The sequence below is a fragment of the Streptomyces sp. NPDC005791 genome (assembly GCF_042871485.1).
GTDB lineage: Bacteria > Actinomycetota > Actinomycetes > Streptomycetales > Streptomycetaceae > Streptomyces.
In genome coordinates, this window is sequence record NZ_JBIAIP010000002.1 from 279,164 (window position 1) to 292,439 (window position 13,276).

General features: G+C 69.5%; 13 protein-coding genes and 1 riboswitch. Of the genes, 3 read left to right on the plus strand and 10 right to left on the minus strand.

Annotated features, from left to right (window positions below):
* The first annotated feature begins 37 nt into the window (after window positions 1-37).
* Window positions 38-301, plus strand: a complete 264-nt coding sequence (locus ACFYSH_RS05570) for an alpha/beta fold hydrolase (protein WP_388751262.1) — start codon at window positions 38-40, stop codon at window positions 299-301.
* On the opposite strand, the gene ACFYSH_RS05575 is transcribed toward ACFYSH_RS05570, so the two are convergent.
* From ACFYSH_RS05575 to ACFYSH_RS05620, 10 genes are all read right to left on the minus strand, one after another.
* Entirely contained in the window at window positions 298-1,173 is an 876-nt protein-coding gene (locus tag ACFYSH_RS05575; protein WP_359469968.1) for a thioesterase family protein, read from the minus strand. The two genes, ACFYSH_RS05570 and ACFYSH_RS05575, sit on opposite strands and share 4 nt — an antisense overlap.
* A 51-nt stretch (window positions 1,174-1,224) precedes the next feature.
* Entirely contained in the window at window positions 1,225-1,896 is a 672-nt protein-coding gene (locus ACFYSH_RS05580) for a trimeric intracellular cation channel family protein (RefSeq protein WP_359469965.1), read from the minus strand.
* Window positions 1,897-1,914: 18 nt separating this feature from the next.
* Entirely contained in the window at window positions 1,915-3,276 is a 1,362-nt protein-coding gene (locus tag ACFYSH_RS05585) for an ABC transporter ATP-binding protein (RefSeq protein ID WP_388751019.1), read from the minus strand.
* Window positions 3,273-4,361 carry an ABC transporter ATP-binding protein gene (locus tag ACFYSH_RS05590; protein WP_359469959.1) on the minus strand — a complete coding sequence of 363 codons (1,089 nt, stop codon included), beginning with the start codon at window positions 4,359-4,361 and terminating at the stop codon, window positions 3,273-3,275. Before ACFYSH_RS05590 ends, ACFYSH_RS05585 begins: the two co-directional genes overlap by 4 nt.
* Window positions 4,358-5,347 (minus strand): ABC transporter permease, encoded by a 990-nt coding sequence (locus ACFYSH_RS05595; RefSeq protein ID WP_359469955.1) that lies wholly within the window; start codon window positions 5,345-5,347, stop codon window positions 4,358-4,360. The genes ACFYSH_RS05590 and ACFYSH_RS05595 overlap by 4 nt, the downstream gene beginning before the upstream one ends.
* Window positions 5,348-5,437: 90 nt before the next feature.
* Window positions 5,438-7,198 (minus strand): ABC transporter substrate-binding protein, encoded by a 1,761-nt coding sequence (locus ACFYSH_RS05600; protein ID WP_359469952.1) that lies wholly within the window; start codon window positions 7,196-7,198, stop codon window positions 5,438-5,440.
* A gap of 44 nt (window positions 7,199-7,242) precedes the next feature.
* Window positions 7,243-8,235: an ABC transporter permease gene (locus ACFYSH_RS05605; RefSeq protein ID WP_359469950.1), complete on the minus strand. Its 993-nt coding sequence runs from the start codon at window positions 8,233-8,235 to the stop codon at window positions 7,243-7,245.
* 356 nt (window positions 8,236-8,591) lie between these two features.
* Entirely contained in the window at window positions 8,592-9,386 is a 795-nt protein-coding gene (locus ACFYSH_RS05610) for an enhanced serine sensitivity protein SseB C-terminal domain-containing protein (protein WP_359469946.1), read from the minus strand.
* A gap of 165 nt (window positions 9,387-9,551) precedes the next feature.
* Complete coding sequence (locus ACFYSH_RS05615; protein WP_388751022.1) at window positions 9,552-10,328, minus strand: enhanced serine sensitivity protein SseB; 777 nt, start codon at window positions 10,326-10,328, stop codon at window positions 9,552-9,554.
* Between the two features lie 229 nt (window positions 10,329-10,557).
* Complete coding sequence (locus ACFYSH_RS05620; RefSeq protein WP_388751024.1) at window positions 10,558-11,220, minus strand: AAA family ATPase; 663 nt, start codon at window positions 11,218-11,220, stop codon at window positions 10,558-10,560.
* Window positions 11,221-11,392: 172 nt separating this feature from the next.
* A riboswitch (glycine riboswitch) is annotated at window positions 11,393-11,490 on the plus strand.
* 167 nt (window positions 11,491-11,657) lie between these two features.
* On the opposite strand from ACFYSH_RS05620, the gene gcvT reads away from it, so the two are divergent.
* Together gcvT and gcvH are read left to right on the plus strand one after the other, a co-directional pair.
* Window positions 11,658-12,773 (plus strand): glycine cleavage system aminomethyltransferase GcvT, encoded by a 1,116-nt coding sequence (gene gcvT / locus ACFYSH_RS05625; RefSeq protein WP_388751026.1) that lies wholly within the window; start codon window positions 11,658-11,660, stop codon window positions 12,771-12,773.
* 111 nt (window positions 12,774-12,884) lie between these two features.
* Window positions 12,885-13,262 (plus strand): glycine cleavage system protein GcvH, encoded by a 378-nt coding sequence (gcvH, locus tag ACFYSH_RS05630; RefSeq protein ID WP_099174367.1) that lies wholly within the window; start codon window positions 12,885-12,887, stop codon window positions 13,260-13,262.
* Window positions 13,263-13,276 lie beyond the last annotated feature (14 nt).

Genomic DNA, 13,276 nt, shown 5'->3' on the forward strand with positions numbered 1-13,276 from the left:
TCGGCCGGACCTTCACCGGCTCATCCGGGGAGGTGCGCTGGGACGTGCTCGGCCCCGAGCAGGCCCCGCCCGTCGTCCTGGTGCACGGCACCCCCTTCTCCTCGTACGTCTGGCGCCCGTACTGATCTGCTGGGGCGCGGAGGACACCTGGATCCCGGTCGCCCGTGGCCACGAGCTCGCCGGGCTGATCCCGGGCGCCGAGCTGCGGCTGATCGAGGGGGCCGGACACCTCGTCCAGGAGGACGCCCCGGCCGAACTCACCGCCGCGCTCGTCCGCTTCCTGCGTACGGCTGCTCCCTAACCGCGGGGCGCGCGGGCCAGCTGGCGGGACTGGGCGACGAGGCGGTCGGCGCTGTCCCAGACGTCCGCGTCCTCCTCCAGGAAGCCGCCCGCGAGGTTGCGGGTGGTGATGGAGACACGCAGCGGCCCGGGGGCCGGGCGGCAGCGGATGTGGGTGGTGAGCTCGATGGTGGGTGTCCAGCCCTTCAGCCCCATCTCGAACGAGGTCGGCGGCAGCGCGTCCACGGTGAGCAGCAGCGAGAGCGGGTCCGCGTCACGGCCGTCCGCGAGCCCGAACCAGCCCCGCATCTCCCCCTTGCCAGACGGTGCGCCGACGGCCCAGCCGACCGTCGCCGGGTCGAGCTTGATGTCCAGGCGTTCGGTGATGGCGGAGCTGCCGGGGATCGGCGCCGTCCCGTCACTCGTACCGAAACACTGCTCGGGGGGCGGCATGGCCGGCGGCTCGGCCGACGTACGGATCTCGTCGGTCAGGCCGTCCAGGTCGCCGTAGGTGGCCAGGACCCTGATGCGCTCGACCTCCGTGCCGTCCTGGGCGAACTGGAAGAGCGAGGCCGCGCCGGTCGAGAGCGTACGGCCGGTGCGGACGACCTCGGTGCGGATCACGGCGGGGCCGGGGACGGAGGCCGTGAGGTAGTGCGCGGAGACCGAGAAGGGGTCGGAGTGCGGGAGCGCCTCACCGAGCGCGCGGCCGAGCATGGCGAGCAGATAGCCGCCGTTGACCGCGTGGATGATCGTCCAGCCGGCGGAGAGCTCCGCGTCGTAGACGCCTTCCTCCCGGAGGGTGACGGCGGTGTCGCGGTCGAACTCGCTGTCACCGATGGTCGCCTGTGCCGCGTGTACCGCGCGCGAATCCTGCGCTGCTGCCTGTGCCATGGCATGCACGGTACACCGATCGTATTACTGAGCGGTAGCTTTTTGTTGCCGTCAGATGACGGCCGAGGTCTCCTCCGCCGTGGCCGAGCGCCTGTTGTAGGCGCGCGGAGCCCGCCAGTGGAAGCGCATGGCCAACAGTCGCAGGACGAACGCGGTGATGGCGGCGGCGCCGCTGGTGTAGGCGTTGAGCGTCTCGAAGCGGATGCAGAGGACGACCATTCCCGCGCCGACGATCGCGGGCACGGCGTACAGGTCGCGGTCCCAGCGCAGCAGCGAGGGCACCTCGTTGGCCAGCACGTCACGCAGCACACCGCCGCCGACGGCGGTGGCCAGCCCGAGGGCGGCGGAGGAGGTGAGTCCGAGACCGTATTCGTACGCCTTCATCGTCCCGGATACGCAGAAGAGTCCCAGCCCCGCCGCGTCGAAGACGTTGACGCCGACCTGGATCCGCTCCACGTGCGGGTGCAGGAAGAAGACCAGGCCGGCGGCGAGCAGCGGCGTCACGAAGTAGCCGAGATCCGTGAAGGCCGCCGGGGGGAGCGCGCCGATCATGACGTCACGGAAGATCCCTCCGCCCAGCGCTGTCACCTCGGCGAGGACCGCGATGCCGAAGACATCGAAGTTCTTGCGTACGGCGAGCAGGGCACCCGAGATCGCGAACACGAAGATTCCGACGATGTCGAGCGCATGCTGGACGGAGGGGGTGAAGAGTTCGTTGAGCACCGGGCAATTGTGCCGGTCCTACTTCTTCGGCTTGCCCTCCGCACCCTTGGACGGTGCGGCGGAGCCCTTGCCGTCCTCCTCGGAAGCGGCCTCGGCGGCCTCGGCCGGCGCGACGGCCTCGGCGGTCTCCGTCGGCTCGGCGGGCTCCTCCGTGTCCTCCGGCGCGACGGCCTCGGCGGTCTCCGTCGGCTCGGCGGGCTCGGCCGGCTCCTGCGGGCTCTCCGGCGCGGCCTCGGCCGGCGCGCCCGCTTCCTCCGCCTCCGGTGCCACGACCGGCTCCGCCACCGACTTCACCGTGATGACGTCCGCGACGAGCGGCGCGTCCCCCGGTGCCTGGTCCTCGCCGTTCTCCGGGTGGTGGCACGCCACCTGGTGCCCGGTCTTCAGCTGGAGCAGCGGCGGCTCAGTCGTCTTGCAGACCTGCGTCGCCTTCCAGCACCGGGTGTGGAAACGGCAGCCGCTCGGCGGTGAGATCGGCGACGGAACGTCGCCCTTGAGCAGGATGCGCTCGCTCTTGGCACCACGCCGTCGCGGGTCGGGCACCGGGACCGCGGACATCAGCGCGTTCGTGTACGGGTGCATCGGCGCCTCGTACAGCGACGTGCGGTCCGCGAGCTCGACGATCTTCCCGAGGTACATGACCGCGATCCGGTCCGAGACATGGCGGATGACCGAGAGGTCGTGCGCGATGATCATGTACGTGAGACCGAGCTCCTCCTGGAGGTCGTCCAGCAGGTTCACCACCTGGGCCTGGATCGACACGTCCAGCGCCGAGACCGGCTCGTCGGCGACGACCAGCTTCGGCTTGAGCGCGAGCGCACGCGCGATGCCGATGCGCTGGCGCTGGCCGCCCGAGAACTCGTGCGGGTAGCGGTTGTAGTGCTCGGGGTTGAGCCCCACCAGCTCCAGCAGCCGCTGGACCTCCGCCTTCACGCCGCCTTCGGGCTTGACGCCCTGGAGCCGGAAGGGGGTCCCGACGATCCCGCCGACCGTGTGGCGCGGATTCAGCGAGCCGTACGGGTCCTGGAAGATCATCTGGATGTCGCGGCGCATCGGCCGCAGGCGTCCGGCCGACATGTGGGTGATGTCGGCGCCCTGGAACTCGACCTTGCCACCGGTCGGCTCCAGCAGACGGGTCACCAGCCGGCCCATGGTCGACTTGCCGCAGCCCGACTCACCGACGACGCCCAGGGTCTCCCCGGGACGCACCTCGAAGGTGAGGCCGTCCACGGCCTGGACCGCACCGACCTTGCGCTTCAGGATGCCCTTGGTGATCGGGAAGTGCTTGACCAGTCCGTCGACCTTGAGGAGCGGCTCGGACCCGGACCCGTCCGACCCGGCCGCGGGAGACGCGGGAGTCCTCTTGTTCAGATCAGTCACAGCTTCGGCGCAATCTCTTCGGTCCAGATCCGGTCACGCTGCTCACGCGACATGTGGCACGCCGAGTAGTGCCCGTCGCTGACCAGCTGCAGCTCGGGACGCTCGGTGCGGGTGATGTTGTCCGGCGGGACGTCGGCGTACGGGCAGCGCGGGTGGAAAGCACAGCCCGACGGGACGTTGATGAGACTGGGCGGTGATCCCTTGACCGGGATGAGCCGCTCGGTCTGCTCCCGGTCGATGCGCGGCATCGAGCCGAGGAGACCCCAGGTGTAGGGGTGCTGGGGCTCGTAGAACACCTTCTCGGCGCTGCCGCGCTCGATGCAGCGTCCCGCGTACATCACGAGCAGGTTGTCCGCGATCTCGGCGACGACGCCGAGATCGTGGGTGATCATGACGACCGCGGAGCCGAACTCCTTCTGCAGATCGCGGATGAGGTCGAGGATCTGCGCCTGGACGGTGACGTCGAGGGCGGTCGTCGGCTCGTCCGCGATGAGCAGCTGCGGGTTGTTCACCAGGGCCATAGCGATCATCGCGCGCTGGCGCATACCGCCGGAGAACTGGTGCGGATAGTCGTCGTAGCGGCGGTGCGGCTCGGGGATGCCCACGCGGTCGAGCATCTCGATCGCGCGCTTCTTCGCGGTCTTCTTGTCGACCTTGTTGTGGACCCGGTGGGCCTCCACGATCTGCGCGCCGATGCTGTAGTACGGGTGCAGGGCGGACAGCGGGTCCTGGAAGATCATGGCCATCTTCTGGCCGCGCAACGTGCGTACGCGCTCGGGGCCGGCGCCGATGAGCTCCTCGCCGTCGAGCCAGATCTCACCGCCGATCCGGGCGCGTTCCGAGGTGTGCAGGCCCATGATCCCCAGTGAGGTCACGGACTTGCCGGAGCCGGACTCGCCGACGATGCCGAGGGTCTGCCCGGCCTTCAGGTCGAAGCTGACGCCGTCGACGGACTTGACCAGACCGTCGTCGGTGTCGAAGTGGACGCTGAGGTTGCGTACGGAGAGGAATTCCTTGCCGTCGCCGGAGCGCGGGGCCGGAACGGCGTCCGCCGCCGGGGAGTCCTTCTGGATTGCGTCGCTCATGAGAGCCTCACCCGGGGGTCGATCGCGGCGTACACGAGGTCCACCAGCAGGTTGCAGATGACGATGAAGAAGGCGGCGACCAGGGTCACGCCCATCACCTTGGGCAGGTCGGCGGTGGTCACGCCCTGGATGGCGAACGCGCCGAGCCCCTGGAAGGAGAAGACCCGTTCGGTGATGACCGCGCCGCCGAGCAGCAGCGCGAAGTCCATGCCGAAGATCGTGACGAGCGGGGTGAGCGCCGAGCGCAGCCCGTGCTTGACGACGACCTTGCGTTCCTTGAGGCCCTTGGCCCGCGCGGTTCTGATGTAGTCCTCGCCCATCGTCTCCAGCATCCCTGCCCGGGTGAGCCGGGCGTAGAGCGCGGAGTACAGCAGGGCGAGTGTGCACCAGGGCAGGACGAGGCTGCCCGCCCAGGCCACGGGGTTGTCGGCGAACGGTACGTACTCCCCGTTGCCGAACAGCGCCAGGACGACGAGACCGGTGAAGAACATCGGCAGCGAGACACCGGCGAGGGCGACGCCCATGGAGAGGCGGTCGAAGAACGATCCCCGCTTCAGCGCGGAGAGGACACCGACCGCGACACCGGAGACGACCCAGATGACCGCGGCACCGACGGCCAGCGACAGCGTGACCGGGACACGGTCGACGAGCTGCGGCCAGATCTCGGTGTGGGTCTTGAAGGAGTAGCCGAAGCACGGGGCGTTACAGGTGACCGGGTCGGGGCCGAACTGGTAGTCGGCGCCGACGACGATGCCCTTGACGAAGTTCCAGTACTGGAGGTAGAGGGGCTGGTCGAGCCCCAGGTTCTTCTTGACCGCGGCGATGACGTCGGGGTCCGGGCTCTTCCCGACGTACTGGGCGGCCATCGAGTCGAGGGTCTGCCCGCCGAGGCGGGGGACCAGGAAGAAGATCGCGAACGTGACTGCGCTGACCACCAGCAGCAGCAACACCGCGGCGAATACGCGTCGGATGATGTACGCAGCCACAGCCGTGCGGCGCCGGGCGGGCGGACGGGGTACGCCCGCCGGCCCGGCGCCTTCACCTGCCTTTCAAGGGATGCTGTCGATGAACAGGTGTTACTTGGTGGACGTCATCAGCACGTAGTCGTACATGCCGAGGTACGCGTCCGTGACCGTGACGTTCGCCGCCGAGGTCGGGCGGTAGAGCAGGTTCTTGCGGTAGAAGAGCGGGACGACGGAGGCGTTCTCCATGACCTTCTGGTCGACCTCGCCCCACGTCGCGTTGCGCGCCGCGGTGTCGACGGTGCCGATGCCCTTGACGAGGAGGTCGTTGATCGCCTTGTCGTTGAGCTCCATCAGGTTCGTGCCGCCGGAGGGCTTGATGGCCGTTCCGTTCACGATCTGGTCGAGGAAGCCGAAGCCGGTCGGCCAGTCGGCGCCCCAGGCCATCATCATCATGCCCGCGTTGTTCTTGTGCACCCACTCCGGGACACCCGCGAAGTCGGTGAAGTACTTGTCCGCCGGGAACTGCTTGATCTCGGCGGTGATGCCGATCGCCTTCAGGCTGCCCTGGAGCTGCGTGGCGGCGGTGATCTCGTCAGGACGGTCGGAGCGCGCCGTCAGCGTGGTCTTGAAGCCCTTGGGCTGACCGCACTTGGTCAGGTGCTCCTTCGCCTTGGCGATGTCGCCCTTGTTGCCCTTGGACGGGTACAGGTCGAACTTCTTGTACCCGGCGACGGTCGGGGGGATGACCGTGGTGGCCGGGTCGCCCTTGACCGAGCCGCCGATGGAGTCGACCATGCTCTGCTTGTCGACGGCGTACTGCACGGCCTTGCGGCACTCGACGTTGTCGAACGGCTTCACGTTGACGTTCAGCGCCAGGTACTGCAGGGCGCCGGCGTACGGGTTGTCGGTCTTCGCCTTCTCGTCGGCCTTGACCAGGACCTTGGGCTGGGTCTTGGACTGCAGACCCGTGCCCTCGGCACCCACGGTGATCGCGTCGTTGAGCAGGTGGTCGTCGATCGTGGTCGCGTTCACGTTGAACTTGAGCTCGACCTTGTCCGCCAGCGCCTTGCGGATCGGGTCCGTCTTCGGGTCCCACTCGGGGTTCCGGACCAGCGTGGCGCCCTTGCTCTCGTCGTACGCCGAGAACTTGTACGGACCCGAGGAGACCATCTTCTGGACGTAGCTGGCGCCCGTGTCGGCCTTCTGCTGGATCGGAGCCGTCTGCGAGAAGGCGGCGAGGTAGTCCATGTCCGCGAACGGCTTGTTCAGCTTGAAGACGATCGTGTGGTCGTCCGGGGTCTCGATGGACTTGAGGCCCTCGGCGGACTTGTCCTTGTACGGACCCTTGTACTTGTCGCCGCCCTCGAGGTAGGCCTTGAAGTACGTCGGGCCGTTGGACAGGGCCTCCGGCGCGAAGTTGGAGCGCTCGACGGCGTACTTGACGTCCTTCGAGGTGATCTCGGTGCCGTCCTCGAACTTCACACCCTTGCGCAGGGTGTACGTCCAGGTCTTGGCGTCCGCGCTGGCCTTGCCGAGGCCGGTGGCGAGGTCGGGGACGACCTCCAGGCTCTCCTTGCCGGCGGCCGGCTTGAAGGTCACCAGCGAACGGGCGTACAGGCGGGAGAAGTTCTGCACCCAGCCGTAGTACGTGTTACCGGGGTCCAGGGAGTCCGGGCCACTGGCGTGCTCCAGCGTGACCGTCCCCCCCTTCTTGTCGGTCTGGTTGACGATGCTGGTCAGACCGGCGTCAGCCTTGACGTTGCCCCCACCGCCGTTGCTGTCACCGCCCGAGTCGCTGCCGCTGCACGCCGATGCGCCGAGCGACACCGCTACGGCCACGGCTATGGCCGCTGCTGTCTTTCTGTTCTGCATGCTGAGGAAAGCCCCCTCGCTAGTCCGGTGCGGCACTGCCGCGATTACTTGCCACGAGGGTCGAGTGCGTCACGCAGCCCGTCCCCCAGCAGATTGAAGGCCAGCACGGTGATGAAGATCGCCATGCCGGGGATGACCATGAACATCGGGTCCACCTCGTAGAGGTCGACCGCCTGCGTGAGCATGCCGCCCCATGACGCCTGCGGCGGCGCGATACCGACGCCGAGGAAGGACAGGGAGGCCTCGAAGAGGATGTTCGTGGGGATCAGCAGCGTCGCGTACACGAGGATCGGCGCGATCAGGTTCGGCAGCAGCTCGCGGAAGAGGATGAACGGGCCGCGTGCGCCCAGCGACCTGGCGGCCTCGACGAACTCCCGCTCGCGCAGCGACAGGGTCTGCGCACGGACGATGCGGCCGATGTAGGGCCAGCTGAAGAAGCCGATCACGAAGATCAGGACCGCGATCCGCAGCGTGAGCCCTTCCATCCCGAAGGCGTTGCCCTGCAGGGAGGCGGAGATGGAGATCGCGAAGAGCAGCAGCGGGAAGGCGAGGAAGGTGTCCATCAGCCGGCTGATGAAGCTGTCCACCCAGCCGCCGTAGAACCCGGCCACGACGCCCATGACGACGCCGATGACGACCGAGAGCAGCGTGGAGCCGACGGCGACCACCAGGGAGACCCAGGAGCCTTCCAGGATGCGCGCCAGGATGTCGCGTCCGGTCTGCGGTTCGACTCCGAGGGGGTGGTCCCAGCTGATCCCGCCGAGGGCGCCCTTGGGCGCCAGCATGACGGGGTCGACCAGGCTCTGGTTGAACGCGTTGGGGTCGAGCCCGAGGAGCGACTGGAGCGGCTTGGACAGCACCGCCGTGAGGATCAGCAGCACGACAACGATGCCACCGGCCATCGCGCCCTTGTCCCGCTTGAAGCGCGTCCAGGCGATCCGGCCGAGCGAGCGGCCCTCGATCTCCTTGCGCCCGGCGCCTTCCAGCACCGTTTCGGGCGACGCGTCCGCCCCGGTGGTCTCGATCGGTGCCGTCATTGCGCTGGAGACCCCTCTCGGCCGACGGTGGCCGGCCTGTGACCGCCGCTGTAGCGGCTCTAACAAAATATGACAGATGTAATCAGGCATGGCCGAACTGCCCCCGTTTGAAAAGGGGGTTCGCCGGGCATGGAGCACCTGCTGTGTGGAGTCTTCAACCACTTTGCGATCACCCGCCAGACCTGACGGGGAATGTTTGCTCAACCGTGATGCTGCCAAGAGGCTTCCGTTATCCGGACAGCCGTGCTTGGTGAGCGGACCTCTCGGTCACTAATCCGCGATAACGGACATGACGCCCAACTGTGCCGTCGGACTGACTATTTGACCGTCGGGCCGAAGTGGCGGCTGACGCCTTCTCAGTACGCGTGCGGTGCCGCGCCGGTGGCCGGCGGGTAGCCGTAGCCGGTGGGGGCGGACGCCTGGGCGTGAGCCTCACGGTCGTAGAACGGCCGCGCGTTGGCGTTGAGCCACATCGCGACGGGGTCGTACTCGTCGGACAGCGAGACCGTGGAGACGGGCAGACCGTCGGGCACCACGCCGACCGACTGCTGCATCATCGCGCGGACCGCGTCGACGGACGGGCGTCCGGTGTCGTAGAGGTCGAGCCCGATCGCGAGGTACGGAACACCGAGCGCGGGCTGCACCCAGGCGCGGCGCAGCGCGCGGACGGCGGGGGTGCGGTGGGCGTTCTGCGACAGCAGGGCATAGAACTGCGGGATCTCGATGGCGGGTTCGGAGAGCCGCAGCGGCCCCGCGGGCATCCGGTCGAGGCCGGTGGCGATGCGGCGCAGGTCCAGCCAGGGGATGCCGACGCCACCGCCGGGGGCGTGCGGGTTGAGCCAGATGCCCCAGCGGTCGGGGAAGAGGGCGCGGGCGATGTCACGGCCCGTGGTCACCTCGTGGGCCCGGTTCCAGCCGCTGGCCGAGAGCTCCTGGGCGGAGGTCACGCACGGGGCGTAGCCCACGCCTTCGATCTCCATGTTGCCGTACTGCGCGTCGGGGGAGCCCGCCGTGCCGTGCCAGAGCAGCATCCACACCGGGCCGTCCGCCAGGGACCGCAACAGCGCCTCGTACGCGTCGAGCCGCCCGGGGGTCACTTGGCGAAGCATGTGCTCGACCTGCCCGGCCGCCGCGGTGCCTGACGCACTCACCCTGGGTCCCGCCCCTCATCGATCCGTCATCGATCCGCTGTTCCCGCATGCCGCACGGTGCTGTGGTGCCGCTCCCGGGCGCGCGGGGCGGCCTCGTCATCCAACCAGCTTATGCGCCGCCCCTGACACCGCCGTGACGCCACGTGGCAGTACGGGCCTCGGAGTTCAGTACTCGTCGCGCCGGTAGAAGGGGCGTACCTTCTCCAGCATCCAGTCGCCGACCGGGTCCTGTGCCACGTCGAGCAGGAGGAGATTGACCGGCCAGGGCACCTGGATCCGGCCCAGCGCGCGACCCACGGCTTCCAGCGGGACGCTCTGCTCCGCGGCGTCCCGCACGACGAACTCGACGCCGACGAACAGGACGGGGCTGTCCCCCTCGATGCTGGCCAGCGCCCGGCGCGCGGTGCTCACCACGCCGATCGCCTGGAATTCCTCGGACACGGCGGACAGGAACGCGACGGGGTCCTCCTTCCAGTCCGGCTCGTACAGCCGTACCCGGCCGCCGCTCGCGGGACCGTCCAGCGGGGTGCGCCCCACCCTGCACAGCTCGGCGACGGCGGGCGGCGGCAGGGGCACCCCGACGGCACCGCCCGGATTGACCGCTATGCCGAGCTGCGGGGGGAGTCCACGCGCGAACTCACGAGCCGGCGCGACGGTGAAGGAGAGATGGTTGCCGACACACTGGAGGAACTGCGCCTCGGAGCTGAAGACGGGGACGTACGCGCCGCCGCCTATGTCGACCGTCGGCAGGTCGAGATCCTCGCTGTCGGGCCCCCCGCCGTTCGGCAGGGGCACCCAGACATGGCTGCGGCCGAGCACCTCGACCAGCCGCCCGGCCGCCCCGGGTACGCCGAGCGAGGCACTGAGCACTTCCTCGAGCTCGTTGGCCGGCCACCCCTGCGGCGGCTGCGACGGGGCCTGGGCCTGGGCCGGAATGTCCACGGTGTCTGTGTCCCTTTCTCGCCATGCTGTGCGGCTGAAACCTTAGACGCCCTCGCACCGCGAGGGCAGTGCCGCAGGCCGGAGCGGTGCCCTGCCCGCCACACCGTCCAGATTTCGGACAGCCCGCGAAGGACACGCGAACTGTGCGTATGCGAACGGTGACACCGAGGACCGGGCCGTCGTGTTCCTCCTGGGTCCGGGCCCGCGACTACTCCTGCGGAGGCCGCGCCTACGGGAAGGAGATCCGGCCGATCGCCGCCGCCGCCTCCCGGTCGAGCAGCACCGCCGACGCGCACCCCTGCGGCAGCAGCCCGCTCTCGGTGTCGCGCAGCAGCCGGCCGACCGCACGCCGGTGCCGGGCGAACGCGTATCGGGACACCCCGCGCCCCCGCTCCCGCTGCCCCTGCCGGGCCACCTTGGGGGTGACGTCGAGCAGGACGAGATGGAGGGCGCTGCCGCGGCGCCGGGCCTCGCGCGCCAGCCAGCGCCGCACCCAGGCCTGCGTACCGCAGTCGTGCACGACGACGGATCCGCCCGACCGCAGAGCCCGCCACAGCCCGGCGTAGTGCGCGGCGCGCACCAGGGGGCGGTACAGGGCGTACGGGAGTAATCCGGGCAGCGTCGCCGCCCATCGGTCCCGGGTGTCCTGGGAGTCGATCCCGTGTTCCCGGGCCGCCCGCCGGATCAGCGTCGACTTCCCACTGCCGGGCAGCCCCGAGACCACCACCACCTCGCCGGCCGCGAAGTCCAGATCCCGCGGTCCGCCGCCACTGCCCCGCAGATCACGCACCACCGGAGCGGCTCCCCCCATCGGCACCCGGGCGGGTCCGTCCGGCTGCTGGGGCATCGCACCGCGTGCCGCCCCCGCGGTAGTCGCGTGCTGCAACGTCATCGCCTTCCCCCTGCCGAGTCACCCACTGACCTGCCCATGAAGTGTAAAGAAAAGGTAATGCGGCACAACCGGTTCCACCCGGACGTGTCGGGACCGGCACCGGTCCGACCGCGACGCCCCACTCTCCCCCAATGCGTGCGATGATGACCCCGCCAACTGCATACCGGCCGTTTGAATCCGCGCGGGAGAGTCCCGGTCACCGTGTGCGCCGGGCGCCGAAGGAGCAAGATCCTCCCTTGAATCTCTCAGGCCCCGTACCGCGTGGATGAGGCAGATCTGAAAAGCGGGCCGCTGCGCGGCTCCACCCAAGGTGCAAGCCGACCCTGACAGGGCTGTCCCGGTCAGGACCCTTTCAGGGGCTCTCGGCGAACCTCTCAGGTTCCGATGACAGATGGGGAGGGATCCGCCCCCTGTCGTCATGCCCTGGAGCCATGTCCATGAGCACTGCCCCCCGTCTCACCGCCCTCGACGCACTGCACCGGTCCCTGGGCGCGACCATGACCGACTTCGCCGGCTGGGACATGCCGCTGCGGTACGCGAGCGAGCGCGACGAGCACAACGCCGTACGCACCCGGGCCGGCCTCTTCGACCTCTCGCACATGGGTGAGATCACCGTCACCGGCCCGCAGGCCGCGGCTTTCCTGAGCTATGCGCTGGTCGGCGACATCGCCACCGTGGGCGTGGGCCGGGCCCGCTACACGATGATCGTGGCGGAGGACGGCGGCATCCTGGACGACCTGATCGTCTACCGTCTCGGCGAGACCGAATACATGATCGTCGCCAACGCGGGCAACGCCCAGCTCGTCCTGGACACCGTCACCGAGCGCGCCGGGGGCTTCGACGCCGAGGTGCGGGACGACCGCGACGCGTACGCGCTGCTCGCCGTCCAGGGCCCCGACTCCCCCGCCGTACTGAAGTCGGTCACCGACGCCGACCTGGACGGGTTGAGGTACTACGCCGGGCTCCCCGGAACGGTCGCCGGCGTCCCCGCACTCATCGCCCGTACGGGCTACACCGGCGAGGACGGCTTCGAGCTCTTCGTGGCTCCCGCGCATGCCGAGCAGCTGTGGAAGGCGCTGACCGAGGCAGGCGCGCCCTACGGCCTGATCCCCTGCGGGCTCTCCTGCCGCGACACGCTCCGCCTGGAGGCGGGGATGCCGCTGTACGGGCACGAGCTGACCACCGCGCTGACGCCCTTCGACGCGGGCCTGGGCAGGGTCGTGAAGTTCGAGAAGGAGGGCGACTTCGTCGGCCGCGAGGCACTGTCCGCCGCGGCCGGACGGGCGGAGTCCTCCCCGCCCCGCAAGCTCGTCGGCCTGGTGGCCGAGGGCCGCCGGGTCCCGCGCGCCGGTTACCCCGTCGTGGCCGGCGGGCAGGTCGTCGGCGAGGTCACCTCCGGCGCGCCGTCGCCCACCCTGGGCAAGCCGATCGCCATGGCCTACGTGGACGCGGCACACGCCGCGCCCGGCACCGAGGGTGTCGGGGTCGACATCCGGGGCACGCACGAGCCGTACGAGGTCGTGGCGCTGCCCTTCTACAAGCGCCGCAAGTGACGCGGTGCGGCGCGCGTCCGGCGCGGCGCGCCGCGCACGTGACGCATTCGTGTCTCACACCGTAAGACCACCGTTCATCAGCACTGCCTCGCGTACAGGAGAATTCAGGTCATGAGCAACCCCCAGCAGCTGCGGTACAGCAAGGAGCACGAGTGGCTGTCGGCCCTCGAGGACGGCGTGGCCACGGTCGGTATCACCGAGTTCGCGGCCAACGCGCTCGGTGACGTCGTCTACGCCCAGCTCCCGGAGGTCGGTGACACGGTGACCGCGGGCGAGACCTGCGGTGAGCTGGAGTCGACCAAGTCGGTCAGCGACCTGTACTCGCCGGTGACCGGCGAGGTGACCGCGGCCAACCAGGACGTCGTGGACGACCCGTCGCTGGTGAACTCCGCCCCCTTCGAGGGCGGCTGGCTGTTCAAGGTGCGCGTCGCGGAGGAGCCGAAGGACCTTCTCTCCGCCGACGAGTACACCGCGTTCTCCGGCAACTGAGACCTTAGGGACCC